Consider the following 18,862-nt stretch of genomic DNA (forward strand, 5'->3'; position numbering starts at 1 on the left):
CGGTCGTCACTATGTATGTTGTCATACTTAGAACCGGATCGTCACCCGTCAGGAGTCGTCGTGACCCAGATCGTCGCACCCACCCACCCGTTCGACGCAGCCGTCGAACTCTCTCCCGAGTTGGGCGCGCCCGGCGTCTTCCTGGGCCACACCTCCCCGGCGTACGCGAACATGGTGGGCCCGTTCGGTGGCATCACGGCCGCGACCCTGCTGCGCGCGGTCCTGCAGCATCCCGAACGCCTCGGCGATCCGCTGTCGTTGACCGTGAACTTCGCGGGCCCGATCGCCGACGGCGGATTCGAGATCGCGGCGCGCCCCACCCGCACCAATCGGTCGACCCAGCACTGGAACATCGAACTCACTCAGGACGGCGTCGTCACGACGACGGCCACCGCGGTGTTCGGCAACCGCCGCGAGACGTGGGCGTCCACCGAGATCGCGGCGCCGACGGCACCGACGGTCGACGACGTCGCCGCCCAGGGCTTCCCGGACTTCATCGCGTGGGCGCGCAACTACGAGATGCGGTTCGTCACCGGCGCGATCCCCGACCCCGAGGCCGGTGGACAGCCGGATTCGACGACGACGCTGTGGGTTCGCGACAACCCGCCGCGACCGCTGGACTTCCCCGCGCTGACCTCGCTGTGCGACGTCTTCTACCCGCGCGCGTTCCTGCGCCTGGGCCGGTACCTGCCCGCCGGCACGGTCTCGCTCACCGTGTACTTCCACGCCGACGCGACCCTGCTCGCGGCGCAGGCCGACGACGCCGTGCTCGGCACCGCCCGCGCGCAGCGGTTCGGCAAGGGCTACTTCGACCAGACCGGCGAGGTCTGGGGCCGCGACGGCGCCCTGCTCGCCACGACGCACCAGCTGGTCTACTTCAAGGACTGACCCGCGGCGGCCGAATGTCACACGCGTCCAGTCCAACTGAACGCATGTGACATTCGGCCGTCAGCCGGGGAGGGACTCGGAGGCGTCCCGCTCCGGCGCCCGCACCGCGAGTAGCGCGGCGAGTCCGACGCCCAGCACCACCAGCAGGCCGACGATGCCGGCGCGGTCGGCGCCGAACCACCACGCGAAGAAGCCGAACAGGGTCGGCGCGAGGAACGACACCGCCCGACCGGTCGTGGCGTACAGACCGAACAGCTGGCCCTCCCGACCGGGCGGGGTGATCCGGGCCAGGAACGTGCGCGACGACGACTGCGCCGGTCCGACGAACAGGCACAGCAGCAGCCCGAAGATCCAGAAGAGCAGCGTCCCCGAGATGCCGATCAGCACCACACCGACCACGATCATCGCGGCCAGCGACGCGGCGATGACGGCCTTCGGCCCGACCCGGTCGTCGAGGCGCCCGGCGACGATCGCGCCGAGCGCGGCCACGACGTTGGCGGCGACACCGAACAGCAGGACGCTGTCCGACGCCATGCCGTACACGTTGACGGCGAGCACCGCGCCGAACGTGAACACCCCGGCCAGTCCGTCGCGGAACAGCGCACTCGCGATCAGGAACCAGACGGTCCGCCGGTCGGCGTCCCACAACTCCTTCAGGTCCCGCCACAGGACGCGATACGACTCGAGGAACCCGGCCTTCGCCGCGCCGGGGTCTGCACCGGTGCGCGGCAGTTCGGGCACCGAGAAGAGGACCGGGAGCGCGAAGACCGCGAGCCACCCGGCCGCGAGCACGGCGACCAGGCGGATGTTGAGACCACCGTCGGTGGTGATGCCGAGCAGCCCGCGGGTGTCGCCGTCCCCGGCGATGAACCCGAAGTAGCACACGAGCAGCAGCACGATGCCGCCGAAATATCCCATCGCCCAGCCGAACCCGGAGACCCGACCGATGTTGTCCGGCGTCGAGACCTGCCGCAGCATCGCGTTGTACGGCACCCCTGCGAGTTCGAAGATCACCGAGCCGAATCCCAGCAGCACCAGACCGAGCCACAGGTAGTGGTAGTCGTCGACGACGAGGAACATCGCGGCCATCGTCGCGACGGTGAGGAAGGTGAGGACCGCGAGCGAGCGTTTGCGGCGGCCGGCGGCGTCGAAGCGCTGCCCGCTGACCGGCGCCAGCACCGCGATGAAGAAGCCTGCGACGCCGAGGGACCAGCCCAGCCACGTGCTCGCCGAGATCGATCCGGGCAGGTCGTCGCCGACGGCGTCGGTGAGGTACACCGAGAAGACGAACGTGACGATGACGGCGTTGAAAGCGGCACTGCCCCAATCCCAGAGTCCCCACGCCGCGACCTGTCGCCGCGTCGCCGACTGACCGATGCCCGCCTCCCCAACCGCGCCGCTGCTCATGGCCGCGAGCCTAATCCGGGACCGCACCGTTTCCTCGCCGACAACACACCGAGCGGTCTATTCACCTGGTTGCATACTCACCCAGTTGCATACACAATGGTGTCGTGGCACTCGAACACGCGATCCTCGTCTCCCTCAGTGAGCAGTCCGGCTCGGGGTACGAACTCGCGCGCCGCTTCGACAAGTCGATCGGCTTCTTCTGGAGCGCCACCCACCAGCAGATCTACCGCGTACTCAAGCGGATGGACGACGCCGGCTGGGTCACGGGCGAAGCGATCGCACAGGACGGCCGCCCCGACAAGAAGGTGTACCGGGTCTCGGTTGCCGGCCGGGCCGAGTTGGCCCGCTGGATCGCCGAACCGACCGAACCCGGGCACCTGCGCAACGAACTCGCCGTGAAGATCCGCGGCGCCTCGTACGGGGACATGGGGTCGCTGCTCGCCGAGGTGCGACGACACCGCGACGAGCACGCCGCCCGCCTGGACCTGTACCGCCGCATCGCACACCACGACTTCCCCGAGTCCCGCCCCCGCAGCGGCCGAGCCCTGCACCAGTACCTCGTCCTGCGCGGCGGCATCCGCGTCGAGGAGGGGTTCGTCGACTGGTGCGACGAGGTGCTCGCCGCCCTCGGGTCCGAAGCGGACTCGGAACAGCCCTGACCCGACCGAAAGGCCCGGTATGACTTCACATTTCCCGCACCTGCTCGAGCCGCTCGACCTCGGATTCACGACGTTGAAGAACCGCGTGATCATGGGGTCGATGCACACCGGTCTCGAGGACCGCGCGAAGAACACCGCCCGACTGGCCGAGTTCTACGCCGAACGCGCGCGCGGCGGCGTCGGCCTGATCGTCACCGGCGGCTACGCCCCCAACCGCACCGGGTGGCTGCTGCCGTTCGGCGCCAAGCTCACCAACAGGGTCGAGGCCCGCCGGCACCGCACGATCACGCGGGCGGTGCACGAGGCGGGCGGCAAGATAGCGCTGCAGATCCTGCACGCGGGCCGCTACAGCTACCAGCCGCTGAGCGTCAGCGCCTCGTCGATCAAGGCGCCCATCAATCCCTTCCGGCCGCGCCGGCTGACCGGTCGCGGCGTGCGATGGCAGATCCGGAACTTCGTGCGCTGCGCCCGCCTGGCCCGCTCGGCGGGCTACGACGGCGTCGAGATCATGGGCGGCGAGGGCTACTTCGTCAACCAGTTCCTGTGCGAGCGGACCAACAAGCGCACCGACGAGTGGGGCGGCACCCCGGAGAAGCGCCGCCGCATCGCCGTCGAGATCGTGCGGCGGACCCGGGCCGCGGTGGGACCGGACTTCGTCATCCTGTTCCGCCTGTCGATGGCCGACCTGGTCGAGGGCGGGCAGACGTGGGACGAGATCGTCTCGCTCGCACAGGAAGTCGAGGCCGCGGGGGCGACCGTCATCAACACCGACATCGGCTGGCACGAATCACGGGTGCCGACCATCGTGACGTCGGTGCCGCGCGCCGCGTTCGCCGACGTCACCGAGAAGCTCGCCGAGCACGTGTCGATTCCTGTCGTCGCGTCGAACCGGATCAACATGCCCGAGGTGGCCGAGGAGATCCTCACCCGCGGCGCGGTGCAGCTGATCTCGATGGCACGGCCGATGCTGGCCGACCCGCAGTGGGTGCTCAAGGCCGCGGCCGGCACGCCCGACGAGATCAACACGTGCATCGCGTGCAACCAGGCCTGCCTCGACCACGCGTTCGTGAACAAGCACGTCTCGTGCCTGCTCAACCCGCGCGCGGGCCGCGAGACCGAACTGACGCTGCTGCCCACGCGCCGGAAGAAGAACCTCGCCGTCGTCGGCGCCGGCCCGGCGGGCCTGTCCGCGGCCCTGAACCTCGCCCAGCGCGGGCACGCCGTCGCGCTGTTCGAGGCGAGGGAGGAGATCGGCGGCCAGTTCTCGATCGCGCAGAAGATCCCCGGCAAGGAGGAGTTCGCCGAGACCATCCGGTACTACCGGCGTCAACTCGACCTCGCGGGCGTCGATGTGCGCGTCGGTACCCGCGTCGAGGCGGTGGACCTGATCGACGCCGGCTACGACGAGGTGGTGATCGCGACCGGCGTCACCCCGCGCGTACCGGACATCCCCGGTATCGATCACCCGAAGGTGCTGACGTACGCCGAGGTGGTCCGCGACGGGAAGCCCGTCGGCACGTCCGTCGCGGTGATCGGTGCGGGCGGGATCGGCGTCGACGTCAGCGAATTCCTCACGCACGAGCACTCCCCCACTCTGGATCTCGCGGAATGGAAGCGCGAGTGGGGTGTGACCGACCCCGAGTCCGCGCCCGGCGCGCTCACCGCCCCGCAGCCGTCGCCCTCGCCGCGCGAGGTGTTCCTGCTGCAACGCAAGCCGGGCCGGATCGGCGCCGGGCTCGCGAAGACCACCGGCTGGGTGCACCGGGCCGCACTGAAGGCCAAGGGCGTGCAGGAACTTTCCGGGGTCAACTACGAACGCATCGACGACGCCGGCCTGCACATCACCTTCGGCGAGAAGCGGGAGCGCCCGCGCACGCTGACGGTGGACACCGTGGTGATCTGCGCCGGCCAGGAGTCGGTGCGCGACCTGGTCGACGAGCTGACGGTCGCCGGTGTGACGACCCACATCATCGGTGGCGCCGACGTCGCCGCCGAACTCGACGCCAAACGCGCGATCGAGCAGGGCACGCGCCTGGCGGCGGGCATCTGAGCGCGTGAGCACCGTGTTTCCGTGGACCCGCTACGCTGCACTGTCGTGAGCCTGCCGAACCCCAACCCTGACGCCCGCGCGGTCGTGACCGGCGCTTCCTCCGGCATCGGCGAGGCCCTCGCCGCCGAACTGGCCGCGCGCGGGCACTCGCTGATCCTCGTTGCCCGCCGCGGCGACGTGATGGAGAAGCTCGCCGCCCAGCTGAGCGAGAAGCACGGCGTGGAGGTCGAGGTCCGCGCCGTGGACCTGTCCGACCGCGACGGGCGTGCCCCGCTGGTCGCCGAGCTGGCCGAGCGCGAGATCTCGATCCTGTGCAACAACGCCGGCATCGCGACGTTCGGCCCGGTCGTCGAGCTCGACCCGAGCTACGAGCGCGACCAGGTCGAGCTCAACGCGGTCGCCGTGCACGACCTGACGCTGGCCGTGCTGCCCGGCATGGTGGCCCGGAAGTCGGGCGCGATCCTCATGGTCGGCTCGGCGGCCGGCAACATGCCGATCCCGAACAACGCCACGTACGCGGCCACCAAGGCGTTCGTGAACACGTTCTCCGAGTCGCTGCGCGGCGAACTGAAGGGCAGCGGCGTGAACGTCACGCTCCTGGCCCCCGGCCCCGTCCGCACCGAGACCCCGGATCCGGCCGACGCGTCGATCGTCGACAAGCTGGTCCCGGACTTCCTCTGGATCTCGAGCGAGTACGTCGCCAAGGTCTCCCTGGATGCCCTCGCCGACAACAAGATGCGCATCGTCCCCGGCATCCTGAGCAAGGGCATGTCGGTGGCCGGGCAATACAGCCCGCGCGCCGCCATCGCCCCCATCGTCGGCACGTTCTACAAGAAGCTGGGCGGCTGAGGCCGGCCGCGCCAACCGCGCGTCAGGACTCACCCGGCCGGCGTCAAGCCGCCGTCAAGAACCGACCGCCGGGCTCTGCACCGGCGTACTCCTGAGAGGTGAACCCGCTCCGACCGGATCGCGGGCACCTCGAGGAGTACGCCGGTGACCCTGCTCGACATCTTCCCCTCCCTCCGCGCGGCGATGGCCCCGCGCCTCGACCCGGCGTTGTGGCCGGTCACCACGAGCCACGACGACCGGGGTCGCATCCGTGTCGGCGGCGTCGCACTCGACGACATCGCCGACCAGTACGGCACCCCGACGTACGTGCTCGACGAGGACGACGTCCGACACCGCTGCCGCACCTATCGGTCGGTGTTCCCCGAGGCCGAGATCGCCTACGCGGCAAAAGCCCTGATGATCCGGAGCGTCGCGAGCTGGGTCACCCAGGAGGGCCTGTCCGTGGACGTCTGCTCGTCCGGCGAACTCGCGATCGCGTTGTCCGCGGGCATCGATCCGCGTCGGATCATCCTGCACGGCAACGCGAAGACGGCCTCGGAGTTGCGGACCGCCGCCGACGCCGGGGTCGGACGAATCGTCGTCGACTCGCACACCGAGATCCGACTGCTCGCGTCCGTCGCCGCGGCGCGCCAGAAGGTGCTCGTGCGGGTCACCCCGGGCATCGACATCCACGGCCACCCCGCCGTCACGACCGGCGTCGACGACCAGAAGTTCGGATTCCCGATCACGGGCGGGCACGCCGACGCGGCGGTACGCCTGGTGCTCGAGCAGGCGAACCTCGAACTGGTCGGGTTGCACTGCCATCTGGGGTCCCAGATCACCGACCCCCGCGTCTTCGGCACCGCCGTGGACCGGCTGATCGGGCAGATGGATCAGGTCCGGCGCGACCACGGCCCGATCCTCACCGACCTCGACCTCGGAGGCGGTCACGCCGTCCCCTACCGCCCCGGGGACCCGCAGATCGACCTCACCGAACTCGCGCGCACCATCGACGACGCCCTCGACGACGCGTGCGCCCGCAACCGGTTCCCGCGACCACAGCTCACCCTCGAACCGGGCCGCGCGATCGTCGCGCGGGCCGGCGTCACGCTGTACCGGGTCGTGTCGGTCAAGACGGCTCCGAGCGGCCGGATCTTCGCCGCCGTGGACGGTGGGATGAGCGACAACCCGCGGGTCGCGCTGTACGGCGCGCACTACGACATCGCGGTCGCCAACCGGCACCCGTCGGGCGCCCACGTCCCGATGACCGTCGTCGGGCGGTTCTGCGAGGCGGGCGACGTCCTCGCCCACGACGTCGCGCTCCCGGCCGATCTGCATCCCGGCGACGTGCTCGCGGTGCCGTGCACGGGCGCGTACCACCACAGCCTGGCGTCGTCGTACAACTCCGTCGGCCGACCGCCGGTGGTGGCGGTGCGGGGCGGGAACACGCGCGAGCTGGTGCGGCGGGAGACGGTCGCGGACCTCCTGTCTCGCGACGTCGGACTGTAACCCGGTTCCAGTGAGTGAGACCGCTCACGCGAGAGCAGACCACCCGGACGGATAGTGATGCGCACCACATCGTCGCTATCCAACCAGGAGGAACCCTGTGAAGACCCGCGCGGCCGTCATCACCGAAGCGCCCGGCACCTACAAGGTGGTCGACCTCGAACTCGAAGGCCCCCGCCAGAACGAGATCACCGTCAAGATGGTCGCCTCCGGCCTCTGCCACTCCGACGACCACATCGCCAAGGGCGACCACGGCGTGGGCCGGTACCCGATCTGCGGCGGCCACGAGGGTGCCGGCATCGTCGTGGAGGTCGGGCCGCACACCGTCGGCTGGGAGGTGGGCGACCACGTCATCTTCTCGTTCCTCGCCGGCTGCGGCCGCTGCCGCTGGTGCGCCAAGGGCCTGCAGAACCTCTGCGACCGCGGCGCGGCCATCATGACCGGCGGTCGCCCCGACGACCCCGACAGCTACCGCCTGACGCTCGACGGCGCACCCGTCGCACAGACCTGCGGTCTCGGCACGTTCAGCGAATACACCACGGTGAGCATCGATTCCGCCGTCAAGGTCGACAAGGACCTGCCCCTCGAGACCTTGTGTCTGCTCGGCTGCGGGGTGGGCACCGGCTGGGGCGCCGCCGTGAACTCAGCACAGGTGTACCCCGGCCACACGGTCATCGTGATGGGCGTCGGCGGCATCGGCATCAACGCCGTCCAGGGCGCCGCACACGCCGGCGCGGCGCACATCATCGCGGTCGACCCGGTCGCGTTCAAGCGCGACACCGCCCTCGAGTTCGGCGCCACCCACGCGGTCGCCACGATGGAGGAGGCCACCGAGATCGCCCGCTCGTTCACCAACGGCCAGGGCGCCGACTCGGCGATCGTCACCGTCGGCGTCACGACGGGCGAGCACGTCGCGCAGGCCTTCTCGGCGATCCGCAAGGCCGGCACGTGCGTGGTGACGGGCCTGGGCAAGATGGAGGACGTCGGCCTGCCGATCAGCCTTCTCGAGCTGACGCTCTACCAGAAGCGCATCCAGGGCTCGCTGTTCGGCGCGTCCGCACCGAGCGCCGACATCCCGTGGATGGTCGAGTTGTACCAGGCCGGCAAGCTCGAACTCGACAAGCTCATCACCACCACCTACAAGCTCGACGACATCGCCCAGGGCTTCGTCGACATGCACGAGGGCCGGAACATCCGCGGCGTCGTCCTGTTCGACTGACCCCGGCGGTACCGGGCGCCGGGGGCGCCGCCCTCAGCGCCGTCGCCGACGTCCGGTACCGAAGATGCTCCGCGAGATCTCCCGCCCCGCGGCCGACGCCGCCGACCGCAGAAAGCTCTTGACCGCCGTGTTCCCGAGGATCTGTTCCGCGACAGTGGGCCCCTCGGCGACCGGTGGCGGCGGCGGAGGCAGGTCCGGAAGATCCTGCAGCGGAGGAATATCCAGCGTCGGATCGACATCCGGCGCGTCCACCACCTTCGCGGTGAGCTTCTCGTACGCCGATTCCCGGTCGATCGTCTGCCCGTACTTGGCGTACAGCGGACTCGAGCCCGACGCGGCCCGGATCGCGTCGTCGCCGATCGCATCCATGAGTGAGCGGGGCGGACGGATCCTGGTCCACGCGACCGGCGTCGGGGCCCCCTTCTCCGACAGCACCGTGACGATCGCCTCACCGGTCCCGAGCGAGGTGAGGGCCTTCTCGAGGTCGTAGTGCGCCGTCTTCGGGTAGGTCTTGACGGTCCTGTTGAGCGCCTTCTGGTCGTCCGGGGTGAACGCACGCAGCGCGTGCTGGACGCGGGCGCCCAACTGCGACAGCACCGCGTTGGGGACGTCCGTGGGCAACTGGGTGCAGAAGAACACGCCGACACCCTTCGACCGGATCAGTTTCACGGTCTGCTCGACCTGCGCGAGGAACGCCTTCGAGGCGTCGGCGAACAGCAGGTGAGCCTCGTCGAAGATGAAGACCAGCTTCGGCTTGTCGAGGTCGCCCTCCTCCGGCAGCGCCTGGAACAGATCGGCCAGCACCCACATCAGGAACGTCGAGAACATCGCGGGCCGCGCCGCCTGCGCACCGAGTTCGAAGAGCGTGACGATGCCGCGCCCGTCCGGTCCCACCCGCAGCAGATCCTCGGTCTCGAACTCCGGCTCACCGAAGAAGGTGTCGCCGCCGTCGGCCTCGAGGTTCACCAGCGCCCGGAGGATGACCCCGGCGGTGGACGCGGACACGCCGCCGATGCCCTTCAGGTCCGCCTTGCCCTCGTCGGAGGTCAGGTGCGCGATCACCGCCCGCAGGTCCTTCAGATCCAGCAGCGCGAGGCCCTGCGTGTCGGCCCAGTGGAAGATCAGTCCGAGGGTGGACTCCTGGGTCTCGTTGAGCCCCAGGACCTTGCTGAGCAGGATCGGCCCGAAGCTGGTGATGGTGGCACGCACCGGGATCCCGATGCCGCCGGTGCCCAGGGAGACGAACTCCACCGGGAACCCGGTGGGCGCCCAGTCGGGCTCGCCCGTCTCGGCCGCGCGCGCGGTGATCTTCTCGTTCGTCTCCCCCGGCCTCGACAGCCCCGCCAGGTCACCCTTGATGTCGGCCATCACGACGGGCACACCCGCCGCCGAGAGCTGTTCGGCGATGCCCTGCAGGGTCTTGGTCTTGCCGGTGCCGGTCGCACCCGCGATCAGCCCGTGCCGGTTGACCGTGGCCAGCGGAATCCGCACCCGCGCGGCCGGATCGACTTCGTCGTTCACCACGACGGTGCCGAGTTCGAGTGCGGCCCCGGCCGATCGGTATCCGGACGCGATCTCCTCGGCGGCGCCACCGGGCTCGGTCGCGGACGTGTCCTCCGGGTTCGCGGCGGCCGCCATCTCCCGTTCCGCGGCCTCCGCGGCCGCCGCCGCCTCGGCCGCGACCCGGGCCGCCTCCTCCGCTGCGGCCTTCGCGATCCTGGCCTTCTCGGCCAGCGACTGGGCGTCGTCCCCCGCCCCCGAATCAACGGTCATGAAGCGTCCTCCTCGAAGCAGAAGCGTGCGGGAAGTTCTCCACCGTGGACAATATCCCGACCTCGCCTGACTACTGTGTTTCTCGTGCAGGACAAATTGGTATGGATCGATTGTGAAATGACGGGCCTTCGGCTCGGTTCGGACAAGCTCATCGAGATCGCCGCCCTGGTGACCGACAGCGACCTGAATATCCTCGGCGACGGCGTGGACATCGTGATCCACGCCGACGACGACGCGCTGGCCTCGATGCCCGACGTCGTCACCGAGATGCACGCGCGCTCGGGCCTCACCGAGGAGGTGCGCGCGTCGACGGTGACGGTGGCCGAAGCCGAGCAGATGGTGCTCGACTACATCCGCGAGCACGTGCCCGTCGCCGGCACCGTGCCGCTCGCCGGCAACTCGATCGCCACCGACCGCGGCTTCATCGCCCGCGACATGCCCGAACTGGACGCGCACCTGCACTATCGGATGATCGACGTCAGCTCGATCAAGGAACTGTGCCGACGCTGGTATCCGCGGATCTACTTCGGTCAGCCGGAGAAGGGCCTGTCGCACCGCGCCCTCGCGGACATCAAGGAATCGATCCGCGAACTGCAGTACTACCGGCGCACCGCGTTCGTCGCGGATCCGGGCCCCTCGAGCACCGAGATCGCGGCCGTCGCGAAGGAGCTGGGACCCGCCTGACCAGCCGATTGGCACTTTGGTCGATCAACAGGCTAATATTCATCTCGCTGCAGCAACCGGCCCCGCCGGAAGCGACAGTGATGGTGACTGTAGTTCAGTTGGTAGAGCACCAGGTTGTGATCCTGGCTGTCGCGGGTTCGAGTCCCGTCAGTCACCCCGAAGAAACGCCCCCCGGCATCGCCGGGGGGCGTTTTTCGTATGCGCACACGCTGCCCGCTCCCGGCGCCGCCCGTCCCGCACCACGGTCGGCCCACGCCCCGTCGGGGAGCGCCGCGGCGAACCTCTCAGCCCCCGCGTTTTGCGCACTTATCGGCGTTCCAGATGCCTTCGGGGACCGATAAGTGCGCAAAACGCGGAGTCGACAAAGAAAAGTGAGCCGATTCACTTTCCGGCTACTCGGCGACACAGGTAAATGCCCCCTGAACAGCAAATTCGCCCAGGTCTCACTGAGTGAGACCTTCAATTAACTGTTTGTTCATGCGGCCCCTACTGTGACCTACAGCATCTCCGATGCACGGCATGACGCATGCCACACCCCTCCACTCGCATCAATAAAGGAGCATCCCCATGGGTTCTTCCGACGCTGACCTCGCCCTGATCAAGCAGATCCAGCCGGTCGTCACCGCTGTCGGCGGCGTGATCGCCGGCGCTGGCGCCATCCTGGGTCTGATCGGCGCGATCAACGCCTTCCTCTGATCCAGACCGAGCACTAGCACGGTTCTCAGCAGAGCGGCCGACACCTCACAGGTGTCGGCCGCTCTGCTGTATGCGCACTAGGTGCACCGGACGGCGATCGGCACATCCGGTACGTCGATCAGTCGAACAGGGTCGGCGCCTCGCCGTTGTCGGCGTCGCCGGCCGGGCGTGCCGCACGCGTACCGGGTTCCGCCTTGCGGACAACGGTCAGCGTCGTCGTGCGGCGCGACAACCGATGCCCGTCCGCGTGTTCGAGCAGAGCCATGCCGTGCCGGACCTCGAGCACCGTCCACGGGCCCGCATGCCCCGCAGCCTGAACGAGATCCCCAACTCCCACCGTTTCCACCGCTGCGCTCCCGTTCCTTCGGACGATTCGGTCGCCCCCAGGATAATCAGCGGCTACGCGTTGCCGGCGCGCCAGGTCTCCCAAGGGATGTTCCAATCGCCGAGGCCCTCGGTGCCCGACAGGGTGCCGCCCACGGTGTTCTTCACGAGGACGATGTCGCCGCGCTTGGTGTTGTCGTAGATCCACTTCGCGTTCGACGGGCTCAGATTGAGGCAGCCGTGGCTGGTGTTGGTGTAGCCCTGCTCGCTCACCGACCACGGAGCGGAGTGGAAGAAGATGCCGCTGTACGACATTCGCGTGGCCCAGTCGACCGGGGTGCGGTAACCGTCCGGCGAGGTGACGGGCACGCCGTAGGTGGACGAATCCATCACGAGGTGGTCGAACCGGTCGCCGATGATGTAGACCCCGTTGTCGGTCGGGGTGCTGTCCTTGCCCATGGACGTGGGCATCGACTTCACGTCCCGGCCGGACACGTTGACCGTGACCTGCTTGGTGTCGTCGTCGGCCGTGATGACGACGGCGTCGCCGATCGTGAACGACGAGTGCACGTCCTCCTGCCCGAACATCCCCTTGCCGAGGTCCCGGCCGTACGCCTTGACGTCGACCGTCACCTGGGTGCCCGGCGCCCAGTAGTTCTGCGGCCGCCAGCGCACCTCGCGGTTGTTCAACCAGTAGAACGCGCCCTCGACCGGCGGCACCGTGACGATCTCGATGGCGGCCTCTGCGGCCTTGCGGTCGGGGATGTTCTCGTCGAACTGCACCGCGACGGGCTGCCCGATGCCGACGACGCTGCCGTCTCCCGGCATCACGTAGGGCTTGGTGAGGTTGCCGGGCGCGCTGGTCGTGAAGGACGTCGTGGTCGACGTCGAACCGCCGAGGCCGTACGCCTCGGCCTGCAGCGTGTACTTGCGGTTGTAGCCGAGCGGTTCGGTGTTGGTCCACGACAGCCCGTCGGTCGCAACCGCGCCTGCGACGACCTTCCCCTCGGGGTTGCGCAGGGTCACGTTCGACAGCCTGCCGTCGGCGACGTGGACGGTGACGGGATCGCCGGGCGAGAAGCCGACCGCACCGTCGACGACAGATGTCGTCAGCTTGGGCTGGATCACTGCGACGAGCGGATTGGAGTCGACCGGTGCGCCATCGGAGGTCGATGCACCACTGGACGAGATCGTGCAACCGGTGACGAGCATCACCATGCCGAGCGCTGCGGAACCGGCCACGATCAGGGCCGGCCACCTCGAACTTCTCGCGCCGCCACCGCGACGACACTCGCGACCGCCCCAGATCTTCATCAAAACCCCACTTCACACTGCACAGACCACACGGCGCGCCCCTTCGGACGCACCCACACTCACGGACCGTCGGGCAATCCCCGACATCCCGCGCACCTGCATGATGCCAGTTCACGAACGCGCCCCGCTCCGACGTGCCGCGGCCGTGAATAACGGTCGAATACCAATCGCCACCTGCGGCTGGAGGGTTACAGGGGGACTGATTTGCTTTCGCTCGAAGCGGTCCGTTAATGTTCTCTTCGCACCGAGCGAGGGACACCTCGCGAAGGCAATGCGCCGCTAGCTCAACTGGCAGAGCAAGTGACTCTTAATCACTGGGTTCGGGGTTCGAGTCCCTGGCGGCGCACGCTAGTTTTTCTAGCAGAGCTAGCGCCTATAGCTCAGTTGGTAGAGCAAGTGACTCTTAATCACTGGGTCCGGGGTTCGAGTCCCTGTGGGCGCACCGAAAAGGCTCCCTGCACATCGTGCAGGGAGCCTTTTTCGTGTCGTATCGGGGCCGTGTCGGACGGTGCCCGAACGACGAACGGGACATCAGCTACACACGATGTCGAACCGTGTGTGCCGATGTCCCGTTCGGGATCGGTCGCCGATCGATCAGCGGAAGATCTTGCGCAGCACCAGGAGACCCACGACCGCGCCGGCACCGATGAGAGCCGCCTTGACCGCGGGCTCGTTCAACTTCGCCAGCACACTGTGCTTGGTCGACTCGACCAGACGCTTCGGATTGGTGCGGACAGCGAGCACGTCGAGTGTCTGCGCGAGTTGATTACGGGCGTTCTGGATGTCCCGCTCGATGCTCTCGGTGTCCCTGGGCACGTGTCCTCCAATGTCGAATCGGTGCGGCTGTGATGCTGCTGTGCCGGTCACGCTACCGGCAACACTGGACACAACCGTAGAACAGAAGGGCGAACGCGGCTTCGTCCGTACCGTCGTACGCCTTCGGTAGCCTCAGTCGCTGTGACGGACAACAGGCTCGCCCCCGGAGACATCGCCCCCGACTTCACGCTGCCCGACGCCGACGGCAACGAGGTGTCGCTCGCCGACTACCGCGGCCGCAAGGTGATCGTGTACTTCTACCCCGCCGCGAGCACGCCGGGCTGCACCAAGCAGGCGTGCGACTTCCGCGACAGCCTCGCCGAACTGAACGGCGCCGGCCTCGACGTCGTCGGCATCTCCCCCGACAAGCCCGCCAAGCTCGCGAAGTTCCGGGACAACGAGGGGCTGAACTTCCCGCTGCTGTCGGATCCCGAGAAGACGACGCTCACCGCGTGGGGCGCGTTCGGCGAGAAGAAGATGTACGGCAAGGTCGTCCAGGGCGTGATCCGCTCCACGTTCCTGGTCGACGAGGACGGCAAGATCGAGGTCGCGCAGTACAACGTGCGCGCCACCGGGCACGTGGCCAAGCTCCGCCGCGACCTGTCGGTCTGACAGCCGCGAGACTCACCTCCGGTCGCCGAGGCCCCGCAGGAACAGGGCCTCGGCGACGGCCAGGTTCGCGATCTCCGACGGGTCGACGCTCTCGTTCGGGGCGTGAATCAGCGCACGCGGTTCCTCGACGCCCATGAGCACGATCTCGGCGTGCGGGAACTGCTCGGCCAGCACGTTGCACAGCGGGATGGTCCCGCCCTGCCCGGCCACCGCGACCTGTGCGCCGTACGCCGACCTCAACGCCGCCGTCAGCGCCGTGTAGCCGGGCCCCGACGTCCGCGCACGGAACGGCGCGCCGATCGCCTCCCGCTCGACGGTCACGTGTGCACCCCACGGCGCCGCCTTCTCGAGGTGCGCGACGAGGGCGTCCTGGGCGCGGTGCGGATCCATCCCCGGCGGCACCCGCAGGTTGAGGCGGGCCGCCGCGCGGGGCTGGATCGCCGCCGCCGAGCCCACCACCGGCGGCGCGTCGATCCCCAGGATCGTCAGGGCCGGCCGCGCCCATACCGCGTCGGCGACCGACCCCGACCCGGTGAGCCGGACCCCGTCGAGCACGCCGGCGTCCTGGCGGAACTGTCGCTCCGGGTACTGGGCGCCGTCCCAGTCCTGTGCGGTGTCGAGTCCGTCGACGACCGTGTTGCCGCCGTGGTCCCGCAGCGTCGACAGCATCTGGACCAGCGCCGCGAGCGCGTCCGGCGCCGATCCGCCGTACATGCCCGAATGCAGTTCACCCGCGAGGGTTTCCACGTGCACGACGACATTCGCGATCCCCCGCAGGCTCGTCGTGAGGGTGGGGGCGCCCACCGCGACGTTCCCGGTGTCGGCGATCACGACGACGTCGGCGGTGAACAGTTCGGGCCGGTCCTGGACGAGCTTCTCGAGCCCGCCAGTGCCCATCTCCTCCGAGCCCTCCGAGACGAGGCGGACGCCGACGGGCAGCGGCGCGCCCGAGGCGGTCAGCGCCCGCAGCGCCACCAGGTGCATCACCAGGTTGCCCTTGCAGTCGGCGGCGCCGCGCCCGTACCAGCGCCCGTCGCGCTCGGTCAGCTCGAACGGCGGCGTCTGCCACAGCGCCTCGTCGCCCGCGGGCTGCACGTCGTAGTGGCTGTACAGCAAGACCGTCGGCGCACCGGCCGGGCCGGGCTGGTGCCCGACGACCGCCTTCGATCCGTCGGAGGTTTCGACCAGTTCGACGTGCCCGATGCCGGCCGCCCGGAAGGCGTCGGCCACCCAGTTCGCCGCTCCCTCGCACTGCTCGGGCGGAGCCTGGCGCGGGTCGGCGATCGACCGGAAGGCCACCAGCGCAGCGAGTTCCTCGCGCGCGGTCGGCATCAACGCCGTGACCCGATCCCGAATCTCGTCCGAATGCTCCGTCACCACGGCCACCTCCAGCGTTCTCGACATGTCCCGTCGAGCCTACGAGCCGGAACGCGTCGGCGTCCGGCTACGACGCGCTAGGCCCGCGCCGGGTCCTGATAGCGGGCGACGATGCGTTCCACACCGTCGAGGAGCAGGCCGAGCGCGAAGCGGAAATCCGAGTCCTCCCAATCCACGTCGTCCTCGGTGAACGCCCCGCCGTCGAGGGCCGCGGTGAGCGCGGGGAAACGCGCCGGATCCAGCACCCGCGGCAGGATGGCCGCGTAGTTGTCCGGTTCCGCGTCCGGGACGAGGTCGGCGGTGAACCGCGCCCGGCCGATGACGTGCACCGACACGTTGAGCGCGACCTGCACCTTGAGAGCCTCGGGCAGCCCGGTCGACGCGAGGCACCCGAGGGCGGTCTCCAGCCAGGCCATGTTGTTCGGCCCCAGCGGCGCGCCGACGATCGGCAGGCGCAGCCACCACCGGTGTCGCATCAGGACGTCGTACTCGGCGCGGGCCCACATCTCGATCCCCTCGCGCCACGCGAGCGTCGACGGAATCTCCGGCGGCTCGCCGACGACCCGGTCGGAGATCAGCTCGAGCAGTTCGTCCTTGCTCTCGACGTACCGGTACAGCGACATCGTGGTGAACCCCAGCCGCTTGGCGACCCGGGCCATCGACAGCGCGGCCACACCTTCCTCGTCTGCGAGTTCGATGGCGGCGTCGAGGATTTCGTCGAGGCTCATCCCCCGCTTGGGCCCCCGCTTCCCGGCCTCGCCCAGCCCCCATGCCAGCTCCACGAACCGGGGCAGGGCCGCACCCTCAGTGGTGTCCATCCGCGTCATCGCTCCCGCCTGCCACTTTCCGATCGACTCTTGCGCTCATCCTAAAACTGCGTATGGTCTAAACAGTTGTGTACCACATACACAGTTTCGGGAGGAGAGAACGATGGACCGACCACAGCCCGCACACGCCGTCTCCGTGACCGGCCTGTGCAAGACCTTCGGCGGCCGGACGGTGCTCGACGGGTTAGACCTGCAGGTGCCCGCCGGCAGCGTGTTCGCCCTGCTCGGCGCCAACGGGGCCGGCAAGACCACGACCGTCCGCGTGTTGTCGACGCTGCTGCCGTTCGACGCCGGGGTGGTCGAGGTCGCCGGCCATTCCCTGCCGTCCGACGCCCGTGCGGTCCGCGCCGACATCAGCGTCACGGGCCAGTACGCGTCGGTCGACAAGCTGCTCACCGGACGCGAGAACCTGGTGCTGATGGGCGAATTGCACCACCTCGGCCGCCGCGAGTCCCGGTGCCGTGCAGACGAACTCCTCCGCACGTTCGATCTCGTCGACGCCGCCGGCCGTCGCGCCGACACCTACTCCGGCGGGATGCGCCGACGCCTCGATCTCGCGATGAGCCTGGTCGCACGGCCGAAGGTGCTGTTCCTGGACGAACCGACCACGGGGCTCGACCCGCGCAGCCGCCGGGACATGTGGGACATGGTCCGGCAACTGGTGCACCAGGGCACCACGATCGTCCTCACCACCCAGTACCTCGACGAGGCGGACGAGCTCGCCGACCGGATCGCCGTGCTCGACCGCGGCCGGATCGTCGCCGAGGGGACCGCGGACGAGCTGAAGCGACTCGTCCCCGGCGGACACCTCGAGGTGCGACTCCACGATTCCGTGCAGGCGGCCCGGGCGGGCGCCGCGTTGCCCGCCGCCGGAGTCGACCTCGACACGTCGACGCTGACGATCCCCACCGACGGCAGCATCCGCTCCGTCAAGGAACTGCTCGACTCTCTCGACGACCCGGAACTGTCCGTCGAGAGCTTCACCCTGCACACCCCGGATCTCGACGACGTGTTCTTCGCGTTGACCGGGACCGAGCGGAAGGAAGAAGTCCGATGACGACACTCACCTCCCGGCGCGACGACCTGACCGCGGTCGCGGATTCGTGGGCGATGTTGCGGCGCAACCTCACCCACATCACCCGCAGTCCGGACACGATGATCACCGCTCTGGCGCTGCCGATCATGCTGATGCTGATGTTCGTGTACGTCTTCGGCGGCGCGATCGACACCGGCAGCGAGTACATCGACTACGTGGTGCCCGGAATAATCCTGCTGTGCGCCGCATTCGGTTCGGCGACGACAGCGGTGAGCGTGTCGGCCGACATGACGGACGGCATCATCGACCGCTTCCGGACACTCCCGATCGCCCGGTCTGCGGTGCTCAACGGCCATGTGCTCGCGAGTGTCGTCCGCAATCTGATCACCGGAGCCCTCGTCGTGGGTGTCGCGCTGCTGATGGGGTTCCGGCCGACGGCGGATCCGCTGCGCTGGCTCGGCGTGATCGGCATGCTCGCGCTGTTCGTCTTCGCGTTGTCGTATCTGTCGACGGCGCTCGGTCTCCTCGCGAAGAATCCGGAGGCCGCCAGCGGGTTCACCTTCGTGATCCTGTTCCTCCCCTACGTCAGCAGCGCGTTCGTGCCGGCCGAGACGATGCCGACGTGGCTGCGATGGTTCGCGGAGAATCAGCCGGTCACCCCGATCATCGAGACGGTGCGCGGACTACTGATGGACACGCCGATCGGCGACAGCGCCTGGGCGGCCGTCGGGTGGTGCGCGGCGATCACCGTCGTGGGCTTCGTCGCCGCGACCACGCTCTATCGCAGGCGAACCTCTCGTTAGCGGTACCGCGGGAAACACCAGAACGGGAACTTCGTCGAATCCG

Annotated in this window: 18 protein-coding genes and 3 tRNA genes; 14 read left to right on the forward strand and 7 right to left on the reverse strand. The window is 69.0% G+C overall.

From position 1 onward, the window contains the following. Positions 1–60 precede the first annotated feature (60 nt). A complete protein-coding gene (locus tag EGT67_RS01395; RefSeq protein ID WP_127914255.1) occupies positions 61–888 on the forward strand; it encodes an acyl-CoA thioesterase in 828 nt (275 codons plus the stop codon). Positions 889–948: 60 nt separating this feature from the next. On the opposite strand, the gene EGT67_RS01400 is transcribed toward EGT67_RS01395, so the two are convergent. After that, positions 949–2,295: an MFS transporter gene (locus EGT67_RS01400; RefSeq protein WP_127914256.1), complete on the reverse strand. Its 1,347-nt coding sequence runs from the start codon at positions 2,293–2,295 to the stop codon at positions 949–951. A gap of 104 nt (positions 2,296–2,399) precedes the next feature. Between EGT67_RS01400 and EGT67_RS01405 the strand changes: the two genes are divergently transcribed. The 5 genes from EGT67_RS01405 to EGT67_RS01425 all read left to right on the forward strand — a co-directional run bounded on the left by EGT67_RS01405 (position 2,400) and on the right by EGT67_RS01425 (position 8,557). Next, positions 2,400–2,954, forward strand: a complete 555-nt coding sequence (locus EGT67_RS01405) for a PadR family transcriptional regulator (protein WP_127914257.1) — start codon at positions 2,400–2,402, stop codon at positions 2,952–2,954. Between the two features lie 19 nt (positions 2,955–2,973). Then, positions 2,974–5,004 (forward strand): FAD-dependent oxidoreductase, encoded by a 2,031-nt coding sequence (locus EGT67_RS01410; protein WP_127914258.1) that lies wholly within the window; start codon positions 2,974–2,976, stop codon positions 5,002–5,004. A gap of 45 nt (positions 5,005–5,049) precedes the next feature. Continuing rightward, positions 5,050–5,853, forward strand: a complete 804-nt coding sequence (gene cmrA, locus EGT67_RS01415; RefSeq protein WP_127914259.1) for a mycolate reductase — start codon at positions 5,050–5,052, stop codon at positions 5,851–5,853. Positions 5,854–5,997: 144 nt separating this feature from the next. Further along, entirely contained in the window at positions 5,998–7,341 is a 1,344-nt protein-coding gene (lysA, locus tag EGT67_RS01420) for a diaminopimelate decarboxylase (RefSeq protein WP_127914260.1), read from the forward strand. A 97-nt stretch (positions 7,342–7,438) separates the two neighbouring features. After that, positions 7,439–8,557: an NDMA-dependent alcohol dehydrogenase gene (locus tag EGT67_RS01425; protein ID WP_127914261.1), complete on the forward strand. Its 1,119-nt coding sequence runs from the start codon at positions 7,439–7,441 to the stop codon at positions 8,555–8,557. A 33-nt stretch (positions 8,558–8,590) separates the two neighbouring features. Here EGT67_RS01425 and EGT67_RS01430 read toward each other — a convergent pair whose 3' ends face one another. Further along, positions 8,591–10,330, reverse strand: coding sequence for a helicase HerA-like domain-containing protein (locus EGT67_RS01430; RefSeq protein WP_127914262.1), 1,740 nt, complete (start codon positions 10,328–10,330; stop codon positions 8,591–8,593). 84 nt (positions 10,331–10,414) lie between these two features. Here EGT67_RS01430 and orn point away from each other — a divergent pair, with 84 nt between their 5' ends. From orn to EGT67_RS25440, 3 genes are all read left to right on the forward strand, one after another. After that, the gene (orn, locus tag EGT67_RS01435) at positions 10,415–11,014 is read left to right on the forward strand and encodes an oligoribonuclease (protein WP_127914263.1); all 600 of its coding nucleotides are present in this window, start codon (positions 10,415–10,417) and stop codon (positions 11,012–11,014) included. A gap of 83 nt (positions 11,015–11,097) precedes the next feature. Then, positions 11,098–11,170 (forward strand) — tRNA-His (locus EGT67_RS01440). A gap of 411 nt (positions 11,171–11,581) precedes the next feature. Next, on the forward strand, positions 11,582–11,710 hold the full coding sequence (locus EGT67_RS25440) for a hypothetical protein (protein WP_277750137.1): 129 nt from the start codon (positions 11,582–11,584) through the stop codon (positions 11,708–11,710). A gap of 118 nt (positions 11,711–11,828) precedes the next feature. Here EGT67_RS25440 and EGT67_RS01445 read toward each other — a convergent pair whose 3' ends face one another. Together EGT67_RS01445 and EGT67_RS01450 are read right to left on the reverse strand one after the other, a co-directional pair. Then, positions 11,829–12,056, reverse strand: a complete 228-nt coding sequence (locus EGT67_RS01445; RefSeq protein WP_127914264.1) for a hypothetical protein — start codon at positions 12,054–12,056, stop codon at positions 11,829–11,831. A 53-nt stretch (positions 12,057–12,109) separates the two neighbouring features. Continuing rightward, entirely contained in the window at positions 12,110–13,348 is a 1,239-nt protein-coding gene (locus EGT67_RS01450) for a L,D-transpeptidase (RefSeq protein ID WP_127914265.1), read from the reverse strand. A 273-nt stretch (positions 13,349–13,621) separates the two neighbouring features. Here EGT67_RS01450 and EGT67_RS01455 point away from each other — a divergent pair. Next, a tRNA-Lys gene (locus tag EGT67_RS01455) sits at positions 13,622–13,694 on the forward strand. Between the two features lie 23 nt (positions 13,695–13,717). Then, a tRNA-Lys gene (locus tag EGT67_RS01460) sits at positions 13,718–13,790 on the forward strand. A gap of 152 nt (positions 13,791–13,942) precedes the next feature. On the opposite strand, the gene EGT67_RS01465 is transcribed toward EGT67_RS01460, so the two are convergent. Beyond that, positions 13,943–14,164 carry a DUF3618 domain-containing protein gene (locus tag EGT67_RS01465; protein WP_127914266.1) on the reverse strand — a complete coding sequence of 74 codons (222 nt, stop codon included), beginning with the start codon at positions 14,162–14,164 and terminating at the stop codon, positions 13,943–13,945. A gap of 141 nt (positions 14,165–14,305) precedes the next feature. Between EGT67_RS01465 and bcp the strand changes: the two genes are divergently transcribed. Beyond that, positions 14,306–14,776, forward strand: a complete 471-nt coding sequence (gene bcp / locus EGT67_RS01470) for a thioredoxin-dependent thiol peroxidase (protein ID WP_127914267.1) — start codon at positions 14,306–14,308, stop codon at positions 14,774–14,776. Between the two features lie 12 nt (positions 14,777–14,788). Here bcp and EGT67_RS01475 read toward each other — a convergent pair whose 3' ends face one another. Beyond that, the gene (locus EGT67_RS01475; RefSeq protein WP_164877453.1) at positions 14,789–16,180 is read right to left on the reverse strand and encodes a dipeptidase; all 1,392 of its coding nucleotides are present in this window, start codon (positions 16,178–16,180) and stop codon (positions 14,789–14,791) included. 50 nt (positions 16,181–16,230) lie between these two features. After that, complete coding sequence (locus EGT67_RS01480) at positions 16,231–16,971, reverse strand: TetR/AcrR family transcriptional regulator (protein WP_127914268.1); 741 nt, start codon at positions 16,969–16,971, stop codon at positions 16,231–16,233. A 112-nt stretch (positions 16,972–17,083) separates the two neighbouring features. Between EGT67_RS01480 and EGT67_RS01485 the strand changes: the two genes are divergently transcribed. Next, complete coding sequence (locus tag EGT67_RS01485) at positions 17,084–18,037, forward strand: ATP-binding cassette domain-containing protein (protein WP_127914269.1); 954 nt, start codon at positions 17,084–17,086, stop codon at positions 18,035–18,037. Next, positions 18,034–18,819 (forward strand): ABC transporter permease, encoded by a 786-nt coding sequence (locus tag EGT67_RS01490; RefSeq protein ID WP_164877454.1) that lies wholly within the window; start codon positions 18,034–18,036, stop codon positions 18,817–18,819. The genes EGT67_RS01485 and EGT67_RS01490 overlap by 4 nt, the downstream gene beginning before the upstream one ends. Positions 18,820–18,862: the final 43 nt, after the last annotated feature.

Origin of the sequence: Prescottella agglutinans (assembly GCF_004011865.1) — a bacterium.
Classification (GTDB): Bacteria; Actinomycetota; Actinomycetes; order Mycobacteriales; family Mycobacteriaceae; genus Prescottella; species Prescottella agglutinans.

Excerpts from the sequence above, each read along its gene's own strand:
- EGT67_RS01400 (WP_127914256.1), bottom strand. The coding sequence starts at position 2,295 with ATGAGCAGCGGCGCGGTTGGGGAGGCGGGCATCGGTCAGTCGGCGACG.
- EGT67_RS01410 (WP_127914258.1), top strand. The coding sequence starts at position 2,974 with ATGACTTCACATTTCCCGCACCTGCTCGAGCCGCTCGACCTCGGATTC.
- EGT67_RS01430 (WP_127914262.1), bottom strand. The coding sequence starts at position 10,330 with ATGACCGTTGATTCGGGGGCGGGGGACGACGCCCAGTCGCTGGCCGAG.
- EGT67_RS25440 (WP_277750137.1), top strand. The coding sequence starts at position 11,582 with ATGGGTTCTTCCGACGCTGACCTCGCCCTGATCAAGCAGATCCAGCCG.
- EGT67_RS01450 (WP_127914265.1), bottom strand. The coding sequence starts at position 13,348 with ATGAAGATCTGGGGCGGTCGCGAGTGTCGTCGCGGTGGCGGCGCGAGA.
- EGT67_RS01475 (WP_164877453.1), bottom strand. The coding sequence starts at position 16,180 with ATGTCGAGAACGCTGGAGGTGGCCGTGGTGACGGAGCATTCGGACGAG.
- EGT67_RS01480 (WP_127914268.1), bottom strand. The coding sequence starts at position 16,971 with ATGGACACCACTGAGGGTGCGGCCCTGCCCCGGTTCGTGGAGCTGGCA.
- EGT67_RS01485 (WP_127914269.1), top strand. The coding sequence starts at position 17,084 with ATGGACCGACCACAGCCCGCACACGCCGTCTCCGTGACCGGCCTGTGC.
- EGT67_RS01490 (WP_164877454.1), top strand. The coding sequence starts at position 18,034 with ATGACGACACTCACCTCCCGGCGCGACGACCTGACCGCGGTCGCGGAT.